Raw genomic sequence first — 23,910 nt, forward strand, 5'->3', positions numbered from 1 at the left:
TGAGAGTAGAAATAACAAAGGGATGCATCATGCATCCCTTTTTGTTTGTGTTGTACCGTCGGAGTACCTAATAGAAAGTTCCGACTTACGCTGGCTCAGCAATTTTCACGGTTGGCTTTTTCGCGAGCTCCGCACTGGAATCTTTCTTATAAAGGTTCTCGTAGCAGTAATTTGTGGCTTCAATGTAGCCTTCTACGCTACCGCAATCAAAGCGCTGACCTTTAAATTTGTATGCCAAAACACAACCAGATTGAGCTTGTTGCATCAGCGCATCGGTGATTTGAATCTCACCACCTTTACCTGGCTCTGTATTTTCAATCAGTTCAAAGATATCAGGTGTCAGAATGTAGCGACCAATAATCGCTAGATTGCTAGGTGCAGTGCCTGGCTCTGGCTTTTCAACCATGTTATCAATGCGGAAGATATCATTTTTGATCATCTCGCCAGCAATCACACCGTATTTATGTGTTTCTGATTCTGGCACTTCTTGTACTGCAACGATTGAACAGCGGAACTGTTTGTACAGCTCAACCATTTGAGCTAGAACGCCTTGATCCTCATTCACACAAAGGTCATCCGCGAGCACAACAGCAAACGGTTCATCACCGACCAGTTCACGTCCCGTAAGAATAGCGTGACCTAAGCCTTTCATTTCACGCTGACGGATGTAAGTGTAACTCGCAGAATCAATCAAAGAACGAATATCATCAAGCAGCGCTTCTTTACTTGTACCGCTAATTTGATGCTCTAGCTCGTAGTTTTTATCAAAGTGATCCATTAACGAGTGCTTACCACGACCAGTGACGATGCACATACCGTCCATGCCGGCTTCAATCGCTTCTTCAACACCGTATTCAATCAATGGCTTGTTCACCACTGGCATCATTTCTTTCGGCATCGACTTAGTTGCAGGAAGGAAACGTGTGCCGTAACCCGCTGCAGGGAATAAACATTTTTTAATCATAACCATTACCAACTAAAAAAAGGCTCCCTTAAGGGAGCCTATTATATTATTTGAATATAAAGACTAATTAATCGCTGCCAAACAAGTCGCGCGTGTAAACTTTATCCGCTACATCGGCTAACTCTTCGACCATTCGGTTAGAAACAATCACATCTGCACTTTGTTTGAACTCATTCAGGTCTTTAATCACTCGAGAGTTAAAGAAATCTTCTTCTTTGAGTACTGGTTCGTAAACTACGACCTCAACACCTTTCGCCTTGATGCGCTTCATGATGCCTTGAATAGAAGAAGCGCGGAAGTTATCCGATCCCGCCTTCATAATTAAACGGTAAATACCGACAACTTTTGGTTCGCGCTTAAGAATAGCTTCAGCCACAAAGTCTTTACGAGTGCGGTTAGCATCCACAATCGCACCAATGATGTTGTTTGGTACATCTTGGTAATTGGCTAAAAGCTGTTTAGTATCTTTTGGTAAGCAGTAACCACCATAACCAAATGATGGATTGTTGTAATGATTACCGATACGAGGATCTAAGCCAACACCTTCAATGATTTGGCGAGCATCCAAGCCATGAGCTTCTGCGTAAGAATCCAACTCATTAAAGTACGCAACACGCATAGCAAGGTAGGTGTTTGAAAATAGTTTGACTGCTTCAGCTTCTGTCGAGTCTGTAAATAAGACTTGAATATCGTCTTTTACTGCCCCTTCCACCAGCAAGCTAGCAAATACTTCGGCACGTTCACTGCGTTCACCAACAATGATACGTGATGGGTGAAGGTTATCATAAAGCGCTTTGCCCTCTCGCAAGAATTCAGGTGAGAAGATGACATTTTTACATCCCAACTCATCCTTAATGCGAGCAGTATAGCCAACAGGAACAGTAGACTTAATCACCATTACTGCATCAGGATTGATGGACATAACATCTTTAATCACCGCTTCAACTGAAGAAGTATTAAAGTAATGCGTAACGGCATCGTAGTCCGTGGGAGTAGCAATCACAACATATTCTGCGCCTTGATAAGCTTTCTGCTTATCTGTCGTTGCAATGAAGTCTAGTTCCCTGTTTTCAAGGAAATGTTCAATCTCAGCATCAACAATTGGAGATTGTTTTTTGTTAAGCAATTCAACCTTTTCAGGAACGATATCTAGTGCAACCACTTCGTGATTTTGAGCTAACAAAATCGCATTAGAAAGCCCAACGTAACCTGTACCAACGATAGCAATTTTCATAATTTTACCCTAGTTCTAAGAGTTATACTTATTAGAATTAAGCAACACAACTCTTAAGCAATCTAAAGATCTTTGTTATCAGTGACTAAGTGGCATCAGTCAATAAAAACAAACGGACACTAAGTGTCCATTTGAGTCTATTCGTTTACAACGAGTTCTGTATCAACCAGATTTAATTCCAACTGATTATGGCTCCAGACTAAATCGCCAATACCATCTGTAGGATTAAAACCAGTAGGAGCATTTAACAATAATGCACGGATATTCTCGTGATCCATATTATGGCAGGCAAAGTCGAGCTCGCTCAACAACAAATCATATTCTTCTAGAGGTAAATGAACCTCATGAGCAGTCATGATTCGCTCATGCGCTGTCTGCTTGACATTATCACCGATGAGTAATTCTTCATAAAGCTTTTCACCCGGACGAAGGCCCGAGAATTGAATCTCAATATCACCATGTGGATTGTTCTCAGATTTTACCTCAAGACCCGATAACTGAATAAGATTGCAGGCTAAATCAGTAATTTTTACTGATTCCCCCATATCCAAAACAAAAACATCACCACCTTTGCCCATCGCACCTGCCTGAATTACTAACTGCGCAGCTTCGGGGATCGTCATGAAGAAACGGGTGATTTCTGGATGAGTGACCGTTACCGGTCCACCAGACGCAATTTGCTTTTTAAAGACGGGGATCACTGAGCCTGAAGAACCGAGAACATTACCAAAGCGTACCATGCAGAATCGAGTGCCATTTGGTTTTGCATTTTCCTGATCAGCAAGAGCCTGTAAACCTAGTTCTGCCATTCGTTTAGTTGTGCCCATTACGTTAGTAGGGCGAACGGCTTTATCAGTAGAAATCAAAACAAATGATTCAACGCCGGCCTTAATTGCTGCGCATGCTGTATAATAAGTCCCATAAATATTATTACGCACACCTTCAATTACGTTAAACTCGACCAATGGAACGTGTTTATATGCTGCTGCGTGATACACCGTTTGGACTTTAAAAGAAGACATTGTCGTTTCTAGACGATGTTGACGCTGTACAGAACCCAATAAAGGAATAATGTCGCAAGTGAGCCCTTTTTCAATCTTTAGTTGATTTAGTTCGCGATCAATTTGATATAGACCAAATTCAGACAATTCAAATAATATGATAGACTTGGGTAATTGCTCCACTATTTGACGACACAATTCAGAACCAATAGAACCACCAGCACCTGTCACCATGACTACTTTGTCTTTGATGTTAGCTTCCAACAATACTTGCTGAGGAGCGACTGGGTCACGACCCAGCAAGTCCTCAATCGCGACATCCTTAAGCTCATCAATTTTGGCTTTACCAGAGACAATATCTGTCATATCGGGAACAGTAAGCACTTCAACAGGCAGCTTAGCCAATTCATCAAGAATTACTTTGCGACGAGAACGCTTAGCACTAGGTACCGCAAGTAAGACTTGAGAAACGTCATATTTATTGATGAGGGGCATTGCATCTTCAATAGCAATAACAGGTAAGCCTAAGATCATGGTATTACAGAGAGTGGAATCACCATCAATAAATGCTCTTACGCGGTAGTCTCCACTACTTCTCAATGCCATTGCGAGTTGTCGGCCACCTGAGCCAGCACCGTAAATAAGAACCTCTTTACTTTGTGTAGAATAGCTTTGTGCAATCAAGGAGCGGACTATAACGCGAGGGCCACCACAAAAAAGAGCAAGAAACGCAGCATAAATTATAGGAACAGTTCTTGGAAACGGGTCACTCATGTAGAAACTTAAAGCTGCAACAAGTGTTGCGGATATGATTGCACCAGCAGTAACTACAAACAGTGCTTGAAAAGTTAAGTAGCGAAGCACTGCTCTATAAAGCCCCAATCGAGCAAAGACTGCGATTGTAACAATTGCCACTCCAATTTGAATGCCCCAAACAGTAGGGTATGTGAAGTAGTTGGTTTCACCTGAGCGTACTAGTATCGCCAAATGGAAAGCCAAAGAGATCAGAACCACATCAATCAGTACACTGACAATCCTTTTGTACGTTCGAGAAAGCTGCCATATAAATTGTAGACGTTGCATAAAATATCTTTTTTAGTAAGTAGGCAGGGTTGAAACTAAAAACGTTTCGCTCCGAGTTAGGTTAGTATTGTAACGGAAATTTCTATATGACATACATACTCGTTACCTGCCGTTTATCACAATAGGTTGTATGTTAACGATCAAAATGAAAGTTAAACTACAATCCTCTGAACTCTTGCAGTCAACTGACTAAGAAGCTCGTAAACTGATTGACCGGATATATTAGAAACCGTACTTATGTCTAATCCATCTCCCCAAATTGTAACGAAGTCACCAACTTGAGCCTCATGATTCAAACCCAAGTCTATCATTAACATGTCCATGCAGATAAGTCCTATTATTTTACACAACCTACCCCCAACTAAAACATGACCGTCATGACCCATGCATCGCGGATAGCCATCACCATAACCAATAGAAACTGTGGCAATACAACTATTTTCCTTCGCCTTCCACGTGCCATTATAGCCCACTTTCTCTCCGGCCTGGAGTTCTCTAATAGCTATAATTGGAGCCTGCAAAGACATTACAGTGCGTAGTTGAGATTGATACTGTCCGCAATTAAATGGACTGATGCCATATAAAGACAACCCGGCTCTAATGTAGCTATACTCTGAGCTACTAACCTTTACAGGACTGTCTAATGCAGCTGCAGAATTGAAGATCGATGTTTTCAAATTGCATGGTAGGCTATTTTTAATAGCTTCAAATACTCGATATTGCTCTTTAGCATCACCAGCTCCTCCTTTTTCTGAATCAGAAAAATGCGAAATCAATCCGATTATGTTGATATTCCCCTGTATCTCTACTGAACGATATAGATTAAAGAAACTCTCTGAACTTACCCCTAACCTATTCATTCCAACATTGAGTTTTAACCAAACATCAATAGAAACTTCCAAGTTTAAATCACCAATAATTTCAACTTGAAAAGGGTTATGAATAACAACTTGCACATTGTTTTCGGAGCACCAAATTATATCTTCTTTTGAATAAACACCTTGGAGAACAACAATATCACCAAGTTTACTATATTCCCTTATATTTATTGCTTCTTCAACCCTAGCAACTGCGAAACATCGAACCCCATGTTCAAGCAATATGTCAAACACTTCCATCAACCCATGTCCGTAGGCATTCGCCTTTAGTACTGGGATCACTTTAGACGGAAAGTTTGCGTTTGTCAGAAAGTCGTAATTGTGAAGAAGCGATTTTTTATCAATCGTAATTCTAGGAGAGCTCATTTTTATCCAAAATCACATTCAGTATCAATTCAACGCAATTATCTGGCTGTTTTAACAAAGAATAGCCTTCTCCGAATTTTTGATCAGGTGACTCATCAACAAATGACATAATAGTGCTTTCTAAGCTATTATAATCATTAACTTTATCTGCTACTCCCATTTTTACATAATCGACAGGGAATTTATCGTTACCGTAATTGAGTACAATTAGTCGTTTATTTTGTATAATAGCCTCCATTCCAACACTAGAGTAAAAGGTAAAAACACCAATTGAATTTGATATTATCTCTTTACTTTCTGTAGATTTTGATAAAGAAAAGTTATTTGGGAATTTTTTAGTGAGCAACTCATATTTCTCAAATATCTCGTTAGGATGAGGCTTTAATAAAAACATTACATGCTTCATCTTTAATGATATTTTATGTAAGTCGTCCAGAATACTTTCTATATTGAAATTACCTGGTTGAGTAAAGATGGCGACTATTTTATTTTTTACTTTTTTATTACTCCCCATATTTTCATACATGAAGTTGGGATTACCAGTAATATTAATTTTTTTTAGGTGTTCATTGCTTTTTAACGCATAATTATATGCAAGTTCATTAGTAACACATAAGGTGCAATCATAAGGTATGGTTAGATTTTCTATGACTAAGTCCAACAATCTAATAACCTCAATTCCCAAGCTATTAGCAACTTTGGCGATAGATAATTCCATACGTTGACCACACGTAACAAAAACCTTGTCAGGTTTCATTTCTAAAAGTAACCTTCTAGAAAAATCTAATGGTTCAAATATTTTCCTGCCATAGGTATCAAATAAACTTTCCGTTTTTTCCAGACCAAATTCACTAATTAGCTCACAAATTGACACTCCGTAATAAAAAATTGTGTCTTTATCCGTTAAAGAAAAGTGTAAGGACGAAAATTTAGTTCCGTAAAAGTCTATCTTATCAAGTTCTTCAGGTGTATAAAGATTTCGATATTGAGAAATCTTTTTATATGGCAAACCAGATTTATCTAGTTCTATAGAACTACTCGTTAGAGCCAATATATCTACACAAACATTAGAATGAAATTTTTTCAGTGCGTCAGCAATTGGAACTATAGCTTTTACATGTCCGGCACCGTAAGTCGGAAAAAACACTTTCATATATTTTTCCTAGAAAGGATTGTAAGAGCAGTGTCGACCATAACTTCCGATATATCGATCCCTTTTTGAATAAAGAAAGGGTATGCACTACCATTAAAACCTGTAACAATGACAGAGTTCACTTCCAAAATATAAATAAGCTCATCTTTAACTATAAAGTCTACTCTCACTAGACTCGGGATATCAAATTCTTCAATAAGCTTCCTCGATAAATCACAGATTTCCTCTTCCTGTAACTGGCTCATTTTTACAGAGTCAGCACCAGAGAACCCCTTCAGGTTATACTCCTTTGCCTTGCTGTAATAGGTCACTCCAAAATCTTTCGTAGAACCACATGAGTTTCTTACAGCGACAGTACAATCATTTCCATCAATAAACTGTTCGACTAGCGCTTTAGCACCGCTGGAAAGAATATGTTCTACAATTTTTGAAAGTTCGGCAAAGTTAAAGATTTTCTCTGGTTGGGTTGTATCAATATGGGATTTCACAACCAAAGGATAAACTAGAGCTGCCTTAATCTTTACCAAATCTTCTTTTTTTTCTACTACATAATAGTCTGGAGTAAGGTAGCCCCGATCAAGCATCGCCTCTTTAAACTTCACTTTATCTTTCAAAAGCAAGCACTTTTCGTAACTCAGGTTAGTAATAATTCCATTCTCTTCCAATATCGGAATGAGGGATATAGCAAGTACATGCCCGGTTGCTATAACAACCATGTCTACACTACTCTCAATAAAGAACTGAGTAATTTCACTAGTATTAGACAAATCAGTAACTAGTTTTTTTGTATAACCTACATTACTGGTTTTATCGCCAAACCCAAATACGACTACAGTATCATAACCTCTTTCTGACAGTCTCTCTACTATAGAGTCACTACTACTACCTGCGATAACACCGATTGTTTTATTTTTCATTTTATATATCCTAATTTGCTGAAGAGCGAGTAATAACTTTGATCACTGTAAGTATCAGAATTTTACAATCGAGTTTAAATGAAATATTTTTCGCATACTCGAGCTCTAAAGCTCTCTTTTTCTCTGGAGTTAAATCACTGCGTCCTGATACCTGAGCAAGGCCTGTAATTCCAGGTTTGACCGTGAAAATATCAGACTTTAAGTCTCGACCTGTATAATACTTCTTAATCCCAGGTCGAAACCCTATTAAGCTCATATCCCCTTTAAGTACATTCACTAATTGAGGAATTTCATCTATGCTAGACTTTCTTAAGTACTTCCCAAAAGTCGTAATTCGACTATCACTTTTTGAAGTTCTTTCTAAACCAATCTTATCCGCATCTTTGACCATAGTTCGAAATTTAATAACATTAAACTCACTACCGTGTTTGCCAACTCTTTTTTGAAAATAAAAAATAGGGAAACCGCTATGTATATAAATTCCTAAGCTAACTAATAACAATATCGGAAATAAAATTAGCAGAATAGCGGCCGAAAGAACCCTATCTATAGATGGCTTCACGATTGAAGTATACACGCTCATTTTGGATTAACCTTGTTTAAAATCAATTTCCTAAAGTGCTCAGAATCATCATTAACCTGAGTATCAACAATTCTGTTCCAGTAATCCCTTAATCCCTGTACTTTTTTAGAGTATGAAATTAAGAATTCAGCTTCGTTATCGTATTTATCACGCTGAGAAAAACTGCGAGATAGGATACACATTCTAGAACCTAATTTAAAATGTTCGTTTAACACAAGTTCAGCGGGGATATCGCCTTTACCGATCTCTGCTACTCCACCAATACCAAACTTAATATCATTACTTCTAAACTTATTAACCAAATCATCAACGATACCATTAACAAAAGGCTCAAACATGAAATTAAGTTTATAGGATAAATGCAGATCATTAAGGCCAATATGAATTGCTTCATAAGAGTCCTTTAAGTCGATGATTCTGTCAATATCTTCAACTGCTTCTTTGTTTTCTAGCAATAGGATAATTTTGACTCTTCCTCTTACTAATTTAACAATAGCCTCTACATCTTCTTTGCTTTTAAAATAAGGAAGCATTATTATGTCTGCACCGTAATTAATTACCGATTCAATCTCATAAAGAGAGTCATCATTTATTGGATTAACTCTGACAAGTAATTTAGAGTTTGAAACAACTTTACGGATTTTTCCGACATCTTCAATTCCATGTTTAGAAATGACGGTATCTAAATGTCCCTGCCTTAATTCTTTGCCTAAAAGCTCCAAGTCAACAAATATATAGTCCACACCTGATTTATCGGCTTGTTTAGCTAACTTACAATCGTTAGTAATACACATCAACTCAAGCTTGCTCATTTAAAAACCTTTTTTTTTATAACTTTCAAATTAATCTCGCTAACTTCTCTAACTCTAACTAATCTCAGCAAAAGTAAATATGTACAGAGTAAAGTTATCGAACCTATCGAGAAGCCTGTAATGTCATTCGTAGATTCACTTAAAGACGGAATTAATTGTTCCCCTAGAAAGGCGCAACTTAATGAAACAAACAACACCTTACTAAACAATAAAAATATACCTTTCGTTTCCATTTCAAAATTATTTGACTTATAGCTATTGAACATCAAAATACAAATTAATGTACTAGATATCAATGTCGCCATTGCTAGCCCTTTAATTCCAAAGTATCTAGATAAAATTATATTTAAAACAATATTACAAAACACCCCAAACATAGCATTCCACATAGGTGTTTTTGTATCTTCCATAGCATAAAAGTACCGCGACACTATTTGTCTAAGAGCATTAAAAAATATAGTTAATGAATAAATAGAAAGTAATGATGAAGTGATAAAAACATCCTCTTTAGAAAACTCACCACGTCCATAAACTATATTCACAATCTCGTAAGAAAACGTTGAAAAAAACACTGATACCGGAAGGGAGATAATTATAACAACTCTAATTGATTTTTGAATGAACTCATTAGTTTCCACTTTACCTTTTTCCGAAAAAACTTGAGAAGCCTTACTGAAAACTACTAGTATAATCGGAGAAATTAGTATCCCTTCTACCAAGAGGACTAATCTTTCTGAGTAGTTAATAATTGATATACCCCCAGGCATTAGAGTTGAAGCTATATTTTTATCTACAACTCGGTTTACCTGCTCAACACAAGAACCTATTACTGCTGGGATTGCCAATAAAAATATGTTGCTTATTTCACCTAAATTTCTTTTGATCTTAAAGTCAATATTAATTCTGTTTTTTATAGAGAAAAATATTAGCATAGATACCTGCAATATTGATGCAGCAATCTTTCCTATCGCTAAGTATTCTACGCCATGTTTGACGGAAAAAAAGACTGAAGCGAGTAAAATTAAATTATATGGTACATTTGTAAAGGCAGTGAAAATAAATTTACTTTTTGCATTTAAATATGCATTAAATAGGAACGTTAACGTATATAGCACGATACCCAAACAACATATTTCCGTTAGTTCAATAGCCCATAGCTTTGCTTGCCCTTCTAATCCTGGAGCAAAAATAAAAACTACTGCTTCTGAGAAATAAATCAGAATAAATGTAATTAGTAAAGAAAGAAAACAAAAGTACAAGCTCAACGTACTAAAGAAACAATCTGCAGCTGCGCTATTCTTTGTCTCTTTTATCCTATTATATACTGGAATCAATGTAGTTGAGATCGATATTCCGAATAAAGTAAGAAAGAAGCCAGGTATCGACTGAGCAACATTGAAAGCATCAGTAACAGGTGATACGCCATAGTAGTAAGAGACAAACAACTCTTTTGTGAAGCCAACTATTTTAGAGAGTAAGCTAAAGATAAAAATAAGAATAACCGCCTTCTTCATATATCACCTTAAGAAGACTTGTTATAATACATTGCGTTCCTCATGGAATATATGATTTTTATTATATTCCTAAATTTCATAAGCGCCATAAAATAAGCTCTATATAAAAACTTACTTTTTATTTTATCTTTAAAATACTTGTTATTTCTAAATTCTGGGAATAGCTTAGTAAACTCTTCAATTATGTCACCAGCTTTTTCATGTTTAACAGGATAAAACTTTCTGTAGCAACCTATTGTGGTATTTATTAAGTATATGTTAATAATGTAAAACTCAAGTTCACTCCTATATCTATCGTAGAAACTATCATTTCTAACTTCATCTATTAACAATTTTGCTGTAATAATTCTCTCAAAAAACTTATCATTATTAAAAGTTCTTGTGACTGATATATTCTTCATATTGTAATTTATCAAAGACTTTTCAACTTTTGATATCTTATCTGCATTACAAATTATAACTGGAACTATAAAGTTATCTTCATAAAAAACTCTTTCAGGAAAGCGAATCTCTTTAACTTTAAATATTTCTGATGAGTATAGTGCAGTCCAAATTGGACTTGGAGCCAAAATTAATTTCCTTTTTATCTCATCTAGGTTATCTTTATCCCAATCAACATTATTTCGACAAACAACCCTGTCAAGCGCAGGATCATTGTTCCGTGTAGTATAATTACAGTAAACTATTTCATTCTTAATACCTGTTGTTCTAGATATAAGAGATTCAATTAACTCTGGCTCAACCCAATCATCACTATCTATAAAATATATATAGTCTCCTGATGCAAACTCAATCCCTGCATTTCTAGCACCTCCTTGTCTTACATTAACCTTCAAGTCGATTACTTTCACTCTTGGATCAACTTGCTGAAAGTCATATAACAACGACAGACTATTATCGGTAGAGCAATCATTAACACAAATGATTTCAATATTATGATATGATTGAGATAGAACACTATTTATACATTTTGTAAGATGCTCTTCCATGTTATAAACAGGAACAATAATACTTACTAACATTTTCCTTATATTCCTCATAATTTTTGAATAACCTGATAATTCCATATTTTTTCATTACTAAAGTTTACACTCAATATAAAAAAACAAAAAGAAATTATAAACAACAACATTAAAGTTCTACTAGAACCGGATTTAAAATAGAAAACTAAATTTGCTAGCAATATAACATCAAGAACTTTAAAAAAAAGGTTTATTCTAGTCGCAAGAAGGGAATTGTTAAAGAAGATACTATAGAAAAATATCGACAATACGTACAATTGCATTATCTTTTTTTCCTCTAGAGACATACGGTCATATACAAAAACAAGAAGCGAGATAACAAAAAGCCTTATTAGATAACTAACATAACTAACACTGCCTTCAAAAATATTACTATATGAAGCCATTTTATCTGCTATTGAAACTATAGGTAACTGTACAATCAAGGAAGATATTTGAGAGTTTAAGATCACCAAGAAGCAAGAAAGCGCAATAAAAGATATTAATCTAACCTTAGTTGCTTTTATATTCAAAAAGAAAAATGATATTATTATGAATATGCCTGATGAATGCATTAAAAATGCGACGGCCGATATCAAGCATGTTTTTAGCATTTCTCTATTCAAAATGTACTTCAGAGAACAAAGGTAAAAACCTATAGCTATCCCTTGACCTATTGCATTAAAGTTCATTGGTATCATATACAAGCAAAAGTATATTAACAGTGATAATCCAACGGCTCTACTATGATTTGATATACCTATATAAACCATAACTATGCTGACTAATCCAAATACTGCCATTATATATTCAGGGCTAATATCTAGAAGCCTTAAAAAGTAAACAACAATAGAGAAACCTGGTTCGAAATTAACGTCAAATATATTATCTCTTTCTCTTCCAAAAAAGTCATAATATGCAAAGTAGTCAGTACCTACATCATAGCGGAGAGCGACCATCAAAAATAGCCCAAACGCAACCAAAATATAATGAAATTTAAATTTAGGTTTTAGCGTGTCTATTACACTAATTAAGGAAAGCCAAATATATGTATATATATATATCAAAACGAATAAAACTCCGCTGTGCAATTAAAGGGATCTACATGGTTACATATATTGTAGCCCTATGCTTATATTTAGAAAATAACTAGCGTTGAGGCAGTTGATATCTATGACAATCGATTTAAGAAAAACTCTGCCATGTCGAAATCGATTTGATTATCAATATCAATCGATGCGTCATTTGGCATCTTGTAAGCATATGTATCTTCTCTATATGCCATTTCACCTATAGCTAATAGTCTATGAAGATCATATACGTATATCGCACCATTTAAGCGGAATGCTTCGCCAAGATCTTGAGAACGTTTTCCATCACCCAATCGAAGGAAGTCTTTCATCGAACCGTTGTCTGGTAGAGTGTTTGCCCATTGAGGTGGGTGCTCGCATGGTGTCACTGACACAACAGAAAAAGCGGACTTTTCAACCAAAGACTCTATAGCCTGATCGATATGGTCAGAGCTACGAAATGGTGATGTTGGCTGAAGTAAAACGACAATATCGGCTTCCTTGGCGTACTTCTCTACTGTATAGAAAAGAACGCTTTGAGTGGTTGCGGTATCTGTTGATAGCTCTTCTGGCCTTAGCTCAGGCACAGCTATGCCAAACTGACTCGCTACATCTGCAATTTCTTGGTCATCAGTACTGATAAAAACATCATCTACATAAGTACTATTTTGCGCAGCTTCAATTGTCCAACCGATCAGAGGTTTTCCTCCCAATGGAAGTATATTCTTCCTTGGCAGACGCTTGCTGCCCCCCCTAGCAGGGATTACAGCAATTACTTTTTTACCATCTAACATTACTCTAGCCCCAGAGACAGTATATCCATCTGCGCACGGTTAAAGTCATCCATACGGCCAATATCAAGCCAATATTCGTGAATTGGGAACATCAATACTTTTTGTCTCTCTTCCATGTGTTGCTCGAGCAACGTAGGCATGTCGATTTTCTGATTCTTTTCTACTGATTGAATCACTCGAGGAGACACAACATAGATACCAGCGTTAACAAAAAAGCGTTGAACTGGTTTTTCAACCATGCTGGTAATTTGATTACCGTCCCCATTAATAACACCATAAGGAATTTGGTAGTCGTACTCTCGAACACACATTGTTGCATCTGCATCATTTTCCATATGGAAATTTAACAAGCGCTGGAAATCTACTTTGGTCAACACATCGCCATTGATCATAATTAAAGGTAGGTCTCTTGGCATATCTTCAGGTAGCAAGCCGAGAGCACCACCGGTACCCAAAGGAGTCTCTTCGTGTACATATGAGATGCTAACCCCCAAATCAGTACCATCACCAAAGTGTTGGTGAATTTGTTCTGGCATGTAGTGCGTTGAAATGTAGAAATTGGTGAAGCCCGCTCTAATAAAACTCTTGATTACAGTTTCTAGAATAGGTTTATCACCAACTTTTAACATTGGTTTAGGGCAGTTGTCCGTCAGCGGTCGTAAGCGAGTACCAAAACCACCAGCCATAATGAATACTGGATTCTGATATTTATCTTTACTCAGCGCACTGTGAAGAGTTTCCAAACCTACGACTTTGTTGTCTTGGTCAAGTAATGGAACCGATAGAATTTGCTTTTTTTCCATTAACTCTACAAGATGCTCTTTTGATGCGCCTTGCTCTGCGGTAATTGGCGCAGAATTCATTACCTTGGCAACCGAGTCGGTTAACACCAGATCATTTAATAAGCCACGTCGAATATCACCATCAGTAATCATGCCTCGAAGCTTTTTATCTTGATCAACAACCACAGCTACACGCAATGCTTCGCTATTGATGATTTCTAATGCCTGCTTGATTGTACTTGATTCTAATATCAGCGTTTTTTGCCAACAATGACTCATATTCTACCTTTTGTTTTCTAAGAATTTGTTTTAATTACTGCCCTAGCAGGATATGCAATGGTATTTTCTTCTAAAGACTGAGTTAGACTAGTACCAGCCCCCACGATAGCGCCACTGCCAATAGATATCCCTTGGATAACCGTTGAACCAGCTCCAACATAGACACTTTCTTTTGTCTCGACTTGACCACATAACGTTGCTTTAGGAGCAATATGGTTATAAGCACCTATTTTACAATCGTGTTCAACCAAGGCACCCGTATTGATTATACTATGGCTCCCTACTGTAGCCCCAGTCTGAATCATCGCCATAGGTAAAATCTGAGCACCAATTTCAATTTTAGAAAAAGGTGAAACGAATGCACTGTCAGCGATGACCGTCTCAAATTGATAGCCTAATGATAGAAAGTATTCATTAATTTTTTTCTTAAAGCCGGATTTGGGCATCATTCCAATACCGTTGACCAAAAGAATCTTGTCTTTGTCAAACCTCAGAATATCTTTGTCCTTTTCAAGAATGGAAATTCCTTTAAATACAGAACGTTGACTGACATCTTCAGGGCTTATCACAGCAAGTATGTCTCTTCCCTGCGTAAGCAGTATTTCAGCAAGAACGGAGGCATGACCGCCTCCACCAATCATTACAATAGGAAGATTCACCTCATCACTCAATGATCAACTCTCCTGCTTTGTATCCTTTGGTTGCTTTAGTGCCAAGAAGTTCCCAATAGCGATAAGGGGACGAACCAATGCCTGGACGCTTAATTGTGAGGTTAGATTCTGTTAACGCTTCGCCCTTTTCAATATCCTTTGCTGCTACTAAGCTTTTGCGTGCTACGGATTTGTTTTTCACTTCAGAAACTGTAGGAGTTTTTACTTTAGAGCCTAATGCAATCTCAATCTGACGGATGGCTTTTACCATTGCCTCTAGCTCTTGTGGCTCTAGAGAGGCTTTGTGATCTGGACCTTCCATGTTTTTATCTAACGTAAAATGCTTCTCTATAAGAACAGCACCGCGAGCAACAGCCGCAATTGGAATCGTAATTCCTTCACTATGGTCCGAATAGCCTGCCGCCAAGTCAAATGCTCGCCCTAGCGTATCCATTGCTCTTAGGTTGATTTCTTCCATTGGAGCGGGATATTCCGTCGTACAATGAAGAATTGTTACTTTCTCTTTTAGCGCTTTTTGACCAGCTTCTGATGCATAAGCTTCTTGGAAACCTAGCATCGAAGGTTCTGCTTTTGCATCTGTTGTATAACCGAAAGCAATCACTCCAAGAGCTGTCTCAATTTCGGAAAGTGTTGCCATACCTGTTGATACAATAAGATCACAACCAGTACGAGCATGAGCCAATACAAGAGGAGCGTTCGTTAACTCACCGGAAGGCAACTTCAAGCGCGTTAAACCAAGATCATTGACTAAGAAATCTAAACTTTCTAAATCGAAAGCTGTTGATAGAAACTCAATACCAAGCGAACCACAGTATTTGACGAGATCATGGTGGGTCTCGTACGACAGTTCTAAACGGCTTAACATCGCTAACTGAGACTCTTGCTTTTGAGTATTTGTTACTTGATATTCAGCTTGCTTAGCCTCTTCGGTAACTAGGTTTTTTGCTTTAAAAGTTTGGAACTTTACTATATCCGCTCCAGCTTTGTGAGCAGCATCGACCAACGAAAATGCTAGTTCTTCTTGACCGTTATGGTTTACACCCGCTTCGGCAATAATCAAAGTCATTATTGTCTCACTCTACTTTCTTGTTTAAGTCAGGTTCAATGTTTACATCATAAAAAGACTTACAAGGATCAAAATCCAGTCCTTTAATCATCTCTATGACTTGTTTGCTACTATCACCTTGCCCGTAGGGGTTAGCAATATTTTCATCTTCAGCTTTATACTTTCGGCTCACAGCGAGGCCAATCGCGTTACTGATGGATTCTTTCGTAGCAGTGGTTTTTAAAACACTTTTTGCGGCCAAGCGTCCTTTTTGTCTAGCCCCTATATTCACTGTAGGGACATCAAAAGCTGGTACTTCAATAATACCACTCGACGAATTACCAATAACTGCAGCCGCATGCTTTACCGAGCTCAAATAACGCACTTGCCCTAGTGATGGGATTGCCAAGACACGTTTTGGTTGACTTGCCGCATAATCTTCTAGCATTGGGATAATGCGTCGACCACCGTCATCTGCGTTAGGGTAAGTTAATATAACTTGATGATCAGGGTATTCATCCAATGCGTCTAAAAGTGATTGAAAGCTTTCCTCTGGAGATTCATCACCCAGAGTAACAGGATGATAAGTAACAACAAAGTAAGGTTTTGTGAGCTCAAAACTTAGTGATTCACTCAACTCAGAAACCGTCATAAAAGACGCTCGGTTTAGGTGGTCTAAGCCAATTGCACCAATATTTCTTACACGGGCTGGTGATTCACCAAGTTGAATCACTCGGTTTCGGTATTCATCTGTCGATGTACCATGTAGGTAACTCAACTTGGTAATCGCATGACGAATTGCATCGTCATAAGCACCTTCTGTTATTTCACCACCATGAAGATGAATGATCGGAATACGAAGTATCATAGCCGTTTGCGCTGCAGCGAGCGCCTCAAAGCGATCCCCAAGAATGACAAGAACATCTGGCGCTAATCGCGACAAGGCATCGGCAAACCCTAAGACACCCAGCCCCATACTTTTCGCTGTACCTACAGCGGAATCAGAAGACAACAAAATCTCTATTTTCTCATCGATATTGAAGCCATCTTTTTCAATTTGTTTGTAAGTATCACCGAATTCCGGTGATAGGTGCATACCAGAAACAAGCAATTGAAGTGTTAGGTCAGGATCGCTTTGTATGTCCTTTAAAAGCCAAAAGAGCAGACCATACTCTGCTCTTGTACCAGTAAAGACCGCAACCTTTTTATGTGTCTGCGTCATGTATGAATTAAACCTACTTAGCTTTTGATTTCCACTGGGGTACTTGGAAGATTGATTAAGTGCGCCTCAATAAACTCTGAGTAAGTTAGATCACCACGTATTGCATTCTCAAACATAGGTAATCTGTGCATGAGCTGCCAAATCGGTCGAGTCATCACGCCTGAACCGTTTGTGCCTTTAAGTACCTCTTCGCGACTTTCTTTATCCGGACAAATGATCGCATTTAACCAATAGTTTGACTTCGCATACCCTGGCTCAGTGACAAAGTTAAAATCTGTACCTTTGAAGAAGTTTTTATAGCGTTCTGCAAGCAATCTCTTTTGCTTCAAATACTGCTCGATAACTTCCATCTGTGCACATCCCAGAGCAGCATTCAGGTTAGGCATGCGGTAGTTAAAGCCAGGTTCATCATGGAAGAACTCATAAGGATGAGGAACTTTTGCTGTCGTCGTGACATGCTTAGTACGCGCACCTAATTCTTGAGTCTTACATAACACCATGCCACCACCGCCTGTGGTGATGATCTTGTTGCCATTAAAGCTGACAGCACCAAAATCACCAATAGTGCCGGTGTGTTTGCCCTTATAGAACGAGCCTAGGCTTTCTGCGGCATCTTCAACCAACGTGATGTTCCATTTCAAGCAAACGGCAACCAGTTCATCAAGCTCTACAGGGTGACCAAACGTGTGCATTGGTACAACGGCTTTGATTCTTCTACCTGTTTTTTTATGGATACACCCCGCGTCTGTGACTTCAGCATTCTCTTCTAAAAATGCATCCACAGCCTTAGGGCACAACCCTAAACTCACTGGAGATACATCCAGAAAAATAGGCTCAGCCTCCATATGATAAAGGGCATTGCAGGTTGCAACAAAAGTCAAAGCTTGCGTGACGACCAAGTCGCCTCTTTGAACATCAGCCATGTACAATGCAGCATGCAATGCTGCTGTGCCATTCACTGTCGCTACAGCTTTAGCCGTACCAGTGTAAGCTTCAATTTTTCTCTCAAAATCATCAACAAATTTACCGACGCTAGATACAAATGTACTTTCAATCGTTTCCATTACGTACGCTTTTTCGTTGCCATCGAACGTCGGTGCATGTAAGGGAATAAATTCGTTTGTTTTGTAAGTATCTCTCACAAATTCAACAATAGATGTCGCTTTCATTGAATGCTCCACTTACATCTTGCTATCGAGGTATTTACCCGTTTCTTTGTGCCCAAAATCAGGGATCATGGTAAAGAACAGTTTCACAATCTGCTCTTTAGTCCAAGCTCGCTCACCTTTCATCTCAGAGATGCTGCTTTCAAACAAAGTAAGAAGCTCTTGCTCATAAAGAGGTTCATTTTTGATGATGCCCAGATTTTCGAATCGAGACATATCTAGCTCTTCTTTATCTGTGAAAAACTCTTCAAAATCTTTCTCGCCAGTAGTATCACTCGTCGTGAACAAGCATGGCCATTTCCCTTGCTCAGGAAGCGTATGTGCAAGTTGGCGAGCTTCTTCTTCTGTTTCACATAGGTGGGGTTCAAAACCAAGTTGCTCTAGGTATTTCACCGCAATATCTGCAAATGAAACAAGGTGCAGAGCTTCACTCAGTTTCGGGAAGAAAATGTCACGATTTTCACCAAAGACACAAGACATTAAACATAGTTCACCCGACTCTTGAGGAGTAACAAAATAACGCTTGATGTCGTTTGGTGCCACGATAGGTTGGCGCTTTTGGATACGTTGGTTAAATCCGTGTAGCAGCGAACCATCAGAGAATGCAACATTTGCAAAGCGAGCTGTTGAGATTGCCATTTGCTCACTTTTACGCATTAGGAACATTTCCATAATACGTTTTGACGCACCCATCATATTGACAGGGTTTGCAGCTTTGTCAGTTGAAACACAGAAGTACTTTTTCGCACCCGCATTAATAGACTGTTGGATCGTTTTATCGGTATTAAAAACGTTTACATCAATCATACGCATCAATGTATAAGGATCTTTTTCACTTCTAACATGCTTAAGCGCAGATAGGTTCAACACATAATCAAACTTACCATCGGCTTCAATGAATGCATCGTACTCTAAAGAACCAATGTCCAGAGCAAATGTTTGGAAGTCACCATCAATATAACCAAATGAGCTACGGATATCTCGAACAAGCTCCACCATATTGTTTTCGCTAATATCAACAACATGTAGCTTCTTAGGATTACGTTTGAAGATTTCTTTAGTTACAGCTTGTCCAATTGAGCCTGCACCACCCAAAACAAGGAAACTTGAATCGGAAACAATGCGTGACAGTTCTACTTCATGGTTTTCAATATCTTGTGTAAAAAGCGCTGCGGTGCGGCCAATCAGTGGCAAAATCTGACTCATTCTCGATACCTAACTTAAATTAATTACTTCTTCTAAAACTTTTCCACAAATTGAAATGCTTTTATTCAAAATGTGGTACCGCTTTCATTATCTCATTTTAACTTACTGGGCTTACCTATTACCCACTCCCGATTAGTGCGAACAGCTTGAAGCTAGTCCATACATTCTTCTTTACGGAAGGTAAAATTTACCAGAACAACTGCTATACCAAGCATGCCACCGAGTAAAGTACCTAACATACAGATCAGGGCACGTTTGGGTCCATCTTTAAGTTCAGAAACAACTGCTGGGTCAACAACTTTAAAGATGAATTCTTCCTGTACCTCGGCCAACATTAAACTTTTGGTTTGTTCTTCAATAAGCTTATAGAATGTACTTTGCATATCGGCTATTGCTGTTTTTTGCAATTGAGCATTAAGGTAGTTTAAGTTTTGCGATGTTTCGGAAATAGTACGTTCTCGCATAACTTTATTAATATCCTCAATTAACCAATCTACCCAATGTTTCGCAATGTATGGTGAATAATGCTTGACCGAAACTGTGTATAAACCACTTTCTTTGTCCTGGTTAATACTTAAAGTTTCATTTTTGAACACTTCATAAGCTTCTTGTGCCGTTGGTATTGCACCACGCATGCCATTAGGCTCACGTAACCATTCGCCTGTATTTGAGTTATATAGCTCCTCATCTAAGATCAGCTTGTTGTTTGCTAAATCCCAATCTTTTGCTGCCATTAGAGGCACTAGCAAATCATGTTCGTTGATAAATGCCTCTACAAACTGGCGAGACTTCATAACTTGTACTGCCAGATCTGTTTGCGAAGATTCTCCACCTCCAAGATTAACACCAGCCAATGCAGCCAAACCACCAAGCTGACCTGCCATTTTTGATAAGCCACCTCCATTAGAACTTTCTGCAGGCGCAAGTAATGCATCTGATTTATATATATTTGGCAGGCTAAGTGCGTATAGCACCGCACCGACTGCAAAAATAAATGTGATAGCAATGATGATCCACTTACCTTTCCACAAGGCTTTGAAAATTCCACGCAGATCGATTTCATTGTCACTATGTTGTGGGTTGGGTGGATATGGTAGGTAATTTGGGTTGGATTCTTTTTGTGGTTCCATTAGTCTTTAATCCTAATCTCTGAATTTCGCGCTATTAGATTCAGAGGTTGGTGAAATTTGATAGGTTATTCTCCGACTCTCAATACACAACCGCGTTTTGACAAGATTCCTAGTCTCGCTTCGGCTCGCTGAAATGACGGGCTACGGCTTAACAATGCCACTATTGGTGTTAAGAGTAGTATTTGCCGTTTTGATTAATAAAATTGAGCTTATGTAACTTCAATCGTTACATAGGCTCTTACTATTATTGTATTTCTAATCTTGTTTTAAGCTGATCGGAATAACCTTGTCGTTCCTTACTTCAACGCGTTGATCGCTACACCTGTTTGGTAAAGGATCTGCGTGGCAGCAGTCCAAGTACTTAATGCATCGCGGTAGTCGGTATCAATTGGTACAACAATAGTATCGCCTGCTTTTAGCTCTTCATGATTATTACCGAACCAGTAGCCTGATGTTGGTTTGTAAACCGACCCGTCTGCGCGTACAACGAAGATACGGTCTTCGTCTGCTTGTTTTTTAGCGCCCCCCGCTTTGTTCAGGTAATCATCCACATCTAGCTTGTTATCCAGCAGATATGTAATTGGAACTTGAACTTCACCCATAATCGAAACTGTATTTCGGAAGGTCGGTACAAATAGGAAGTCACCGTCTTCTAACATAAAGTCCGCAGAACGCTCGTCTTTTAGGATACGATTAAGCTGTACGACCATACGTCCAAGGGCTTTACTGCGGCTTGCTTCTTCAACAAACTTGAGTGTTTTATCAGGGTCTGAGATCACCGACCCCATATTGCTGTCTGCACGGAAGGTTTTCTTCGCGGTTTCTGCTCGCATATCTGCGGCATATTGGTTTAATAGCTTTTGCTCTTTAAGACGTAAAGCCTCACGAGTAAAGATAGCCCCTTGCGGGTGTGCAAATTCGGTTAGACCACCAGCACGTTCAAGCAACTCGCCTAAGGTCTCGCCTTGACGGACAGTATAAGTACCAGGGAAGCGAACTTCGCCTTGCAACGTTACTGTGCTTTGCAGTTTGACATTTGGCTTCTCAAGAATGTTTAGGCGATCACGACCAGCAATAACGACATCGTCAGCAGAGCTACCCTTGATAGCTTGGCGTAAATCAATACGCTCAACATCAATAGAAGCGCGCTCATCTCTACTGTTTATTACTGTACGAGCTAACTCGGCGTTAATGGTGAATGCGTTATAAGTTAGACCACCAGCAGCTTCAATCAAGGTAGAAATCGTCATACGTGAGGTAATTGGGTAACGCCCTGGGTGTTTTACCTCACCGAAGACTTCTGCAATCTGCGGAGCCAAACCCAAACGCGATTGCTGTTGAAGCTGTAGCAAAACAGGAGCAAGTAACGTGCGGCGCGTATTTTGTTTTAATGCTTCAAAATCTTCTTTGGTAATTTCTTTGCCACGGAATATGATTTTCGGCTGTTCTGATTCTTCAGTTGAAGATTGCCCCTTCGACATATTGTCTGTCGCTGAAGATATTGCTACAGAAGAGCTCATAACTTCTTGCTCTTTTTGTTGGTCCAGCTCGGCTTTAAATTGTGCTTGCTCAAGAGTTTTCGCTTTCGTAACCGTATCTTGATCTGCAAGGGTATCTAAATCTTCATTGTTGAAACGGTTAAATACCAGCACTCGGTCACGTGAGTTTAGCTTTAGGTTATCTTTGCTGCTCGGCGAAAGAATCGCGTTAGCAAGATTGACCTGATAAACCTCGATGTCACGTTGTGGGTTAACCTCACGAACAACGACAGCATAGTTTACATCTGCAGTAGAATTAAATGAGGTATCAACGGATTGGAATAAGTCTGCGATTCGCAGACCGTTCTTCCACTCAATAAAGCCCGGATGACGAACATCACCTTCAATTTGTACGTAACGGGTCAGTTCTTCATTTTTCTTAAGCACATTAACCGCATCGCCATCTTTGACTTTAGTTTGCTGGTCATTTAACTGGCTAAAGTTCAGTGTTAATACATCGCGAGCACCTTTAGCAGCGTAACGCTTCACTTCGATTTGATCGCTATAAGCGTTAGCCGTAAAACCGCCAGCCATTTGAATCGCTTGCTTATAGGTTTCACTTGGTTTGATTTCATAGATTGCGGGGCGGTTTACTTCACCATCAATCGAAATCGTGTTACCCAATGCGCCGATAAAGACCACATCACCTGGTAACAAGCGGATGTCGTTACGTGCATCGCCTTTCAACAATAGGTCGTACATATCAAGTTTACGAATAACCTGACCATTACGCTTAAGTTGCACGTTACGCAGGGCACCACTCTCACTAAAGCCACCACTGTAATAAATCGCTTGAGAGATTGTGGTTAGTGCACTAACTGTGTACGCACCTGGTTTGTACGCATCACCCATAACAAAAACTTGCATGGTGCGCATTTCACCTAGCGAAATGTCGCTGCGCACACCAATCATTTGCTCTTTTACTCGCTGGTTTAGAGAATCACGCACATTAGAGAATGTCATGCCGGCCACTTGAACAGGACCAAGGGAAGGGAAGTTGATGATGCCTGCACGATTAACACGAAGACGATGCGTTGTGTTCTCTTTACCAAAAAGTTGGATAACGATTTCATCACCAGCTCCTACCGTGTAGTCAGCCGGAACAGGCACGTCACTAATTGGTGCAAATGTCGTCGGTGAACCCGCAAATAAATCTAAACCAAAACGCTTTAGACCTTGTTCGTCTTTTTCTGAGTCGTTTACTTTTGCTTCAGTCGCGCTGCTAACAGCCGGACGTTGCTCAATCACTTGAGGGTTTTGGTAATTACTTGGCTGAGAAGATGCGCCGGATGGAATAGAGATGCCATACTTACTCGCCAGTGCTTGTTGCTGATCAGCTGGTAAGCTCTGAAACATCTGAATTTGTTCTGGGGTTGGAGTCTGCGCATGAGTAAGCGGCGCAAATAGGCTTGCTAGAATGCAAGCACCTATCGAGAAATATCCTTTGAGCATGATAATTCGCTATTTAAAGTCGGGGGTTAAAAATCCTAGCCACAAAACT

Annotated in this window: 20 protein-coding genes; all 20 read right to left on the minus strand. The window is 38.8% G+C overall.

Annotated features, from left to right (window positions below):
• Positions 1-85 precede the first annotated feature (85 nt).
• The 20 genes from galU to J4N43_RS14520 all read right to left on the minus strand — a co-directional run bounded on the left by galU (position 86) and on the right by J4N43_RS14520 (position 23,861).
• A complete protein-coding gene (gene galU, locus J4N43_RS14430; protein ID WP_053349781.1) occupies positions 86-964 on the minus strand; it encodes a UTP--glucose-1-phosphate uridylyltransferase GalU in 879 nt (292 codons plus the stop codon).
• A gap of 67 nt (positions 965-1,031) precedes the next feature.
• Positions 1,032-2,198 carry a nucleotide sugar dehydrogenase gene (locus tag J4N43_RS14435; protein WP_053349708.1) on the minus strand — a complete coding sequence of 389 codons (1,167 nt, stop codon included), beginning with the start codon at positions 2,196-2,198 and terminating at the stop codon, positions 1,032-1,034.
• 137 nt (positions 2,199-2,335) lie between these two features.
• Positions 2,336-4,282, minus strand: a complete 1,947-nt coding sequence (locus tag J4N43_RS14440) for a polysaccharide biosynthesis protein (protein ID WP_053349709.1) — start codon at positions 4,280-4,282, stop codon at positions 2,336-2,338.
• A 152-nt stretch (positions 4,283-4,434) separates the two neighbouring features.
• Positions 4,435-5,526, minus strand: coding sequence for an alanine racemase (alr, locus tag J4N43_RS14445; RefSeq protein WP_053349710.1), 1,092 nt, complete (start codon positions 5,524-5,526; stop codon positions 4,435-4,437).
• Positions 5,513-6,679, minus strand: coding sequence for a hypothetical protein (locus J4N43_RS14450; RefSeq protein WP_053349711.1), 1,167 nt, complete (start codon positions 6,677-6,679; stop codon positions 5,513-5,515). Before J4N43_RS14450 ends, alr begins: the two co-directional genes overlap by 14 nt.
• Positions 6,676-7,596: an ATP-grasp domain-containing protein gene (locus J4N43_RS14455; protein ID WP_053349712.1), complete on the minus strand. Its 921-nt coding sequence runs from the start codon at positions 7,594-7,596 to the stop codon at positions 6,676-6,678. Before J4N43_RS14455 ends, J4N43_RS14450 begins: the two co-directional genes overlap by 4 nt.
• Before the next feature lie 10 nt (positions 7,597-7,606).
• On the minus strand, positions 7,607-8,179 hold the full coding sequence (locus J4N43_RS14460) for a sugar transferase (RefSeq protein WP_053349713.1): 573 nt from the start codon (positions 8,177-8,179) through the stop codon (positions 7,607-7,609).
• Positions 8,176-8,991 carry an aldolase/citrate lyase family protein gene (locus tag J4N43_RS14465; protein ID WP_053349714.1) on the minus strand — a complete coding sequence of 272 codons (816 nt, stop codon included), beginning with the start codon at positions 8,989-8,991 and terminating at the stop codon, positions 8,176-8,178. The genes J4N43_RS14460 and J4N43_RS14465 overlap by 4 nt, the downstream gene beginning before the upstream one ends.
• A complete protein-coding gene (gene murJ / locus J4N43_RS14470; protein ID WP_053349715.1) occupies positions 8,988-10,505 on the minus strand; it encodes a murein biosynthesis integral membrane protein MurJ in 1,518 nt (505 codons plus the stop codon). Before murJ ends, J4N43_RS14465 begins: the two co-directional genes overlap by 4 nt.
• A gap of 8 nt (positions 10,506-10,513) precedes the next feature.
• Entirely contained in the window at positions 10,514-11,527 is a 1,014-nt protein-coding gene (locus J4N43_RS14475; protein ID WP_158159542.1) for a glycosyltransferase family 2 protein, read from the minus strand.
• 14 nt (positions 11,528-11,541) lie between these two features.
• Entirely contained in the window at positions 11,542-12,597 is a 1,056-nt protein-coding gene (locus J4N43_RS24600; protein ID WP_353505859.1) for an EpsG family protein, read from the minus strand.
• Between the two features lie 80 nt (positions 12,598-12,677).
• On the minus strand, positions 12,678-13,370 hold the full coding sequence (locus J4N43_RS14480; protein WP_053349718.1) for an acylneuraminate cytidylyltransferase family protein: 693 nt from the start codon (positions 13,368-13,370) through the stop codon (positions 12,678-12,680).
• Positions 13,370-14,431, minus strand: coding sequence for a nucleotidyltransferase family protein (locus tag J4N43_RS14485; protein ID WP_053349719.1), 1,062 nt, complete (start codon positions 14,429-14,431; stop codon positions 13,370-13,372). Before J4N43_RS14485 ends, J4N43_RS14480 begins: the two co-directional genes overlap by 1 nt.
• A 17-nt stretch (positions 14,432-14,448) precedes the next feature.
• On the minus strand, positions 14,449-15,102 hold the full coding sequence (locus J4N43_RS14490; protein ID WP_053349720.1) for an acetyltransferase: 654 nt from the start codon (positions 15,100-15,102) through the stop codon (positions 14,449-14,451).
• Complete coding sequence (neuB, locus tag J4N43_RS14495; protein ID WP_053349721.1) at positions 15,095-16,168, minus strand: N-acetylneuraminate synthase; 1,074 nt, start codon at positions 16,166-16,168, stop codon at positions 15,095-15,097. The genes J4N43_RS14490 and neuB overlap by 8 nt, the downstream gene beginning before the upstream one ends.
• Positions 16,169-16,175: 7 nt before the next feature.
• Positions 16,176-17,369 carry a UDP-N-acetylglucosamine 2-epimerase gene (gene neuC, locus J4N43_RS14500; RefSeq protein WP_053349722.1) on the minus strand — a complete coding sequence of 398 codons (1,194 nt, stop codon included), beginning with the start codon at positions 17,367-17,369 and terminating at the stop codon, positions 16,176-16,178.
• Between the two features lie 17 nt (positions 17,370-17,386).
• Positions 17,387-18,538 (minus strand): LegC family aminotransferase, encoded by a 1,152-nt coding sequence (locus tag J4N43_RS14505; protein WP_053349723.1) that lies wholly within the window; start codon positions 18,536-18,538, stop codon positions 17,387-17,389.
• A gap of 12 nt (positions 18,539-18,550) precedes the next feature.
• On the minus strand, positions 18,551-19,741 hold the full coding sequence (locus tag J4N43_RS14510) for a UDP-N-acetylglucosamine 4,6-dehydratase (protein ID WP_053349724.1): 1,191 nt from the start codon (positions 19,739-19,741) through the stop codon (positions 18,551-18,553).
• A 152-nt stretch (positions 19,742-19,893) separates the two neighbouring features.
• Positions 19,894-20,871 carry a Wzz/FepE/Etk N-terminal domain-containing protein gene (locus tag J4N43_RS14515; protein ID WP_053349725.1) on the minus strand — a complete coding sequence of 326 codons (978 nt, stop codon included), beginning with the start codon at positions 20,869-20,871 and terminating at the stop codon, positions 19,894-19,896.
• A 296-nt stretch (positions 20,872-21,167) separates the two neighbouring features.
• Positions 21,168-23,861 carry an SLBB domain-containing protein gene (locus J4N43_RS14520; protein ID WP_053349726.1) on the minus strand — a complete coding sequence of 898 codons (2,694 nt, stop codon included), beginning with the start codon at positions 23,859-23,861 and terminating at the stop codon, positions 21,168-21,170.
• Positions 23,862-23,910: the final 49 nt, after the last annotated feature.

The sequence above is a fragment of the Vibrio sp. SCSIO 43009 genome (assembly GCF_023716525.1).
Classification (GTDB): Bacteria; Pseudomonadota; Gammaproteobacteria; order Enterobacterales; family Vibrionaceae; genus Vibrio; species Vibrio alginolyticus.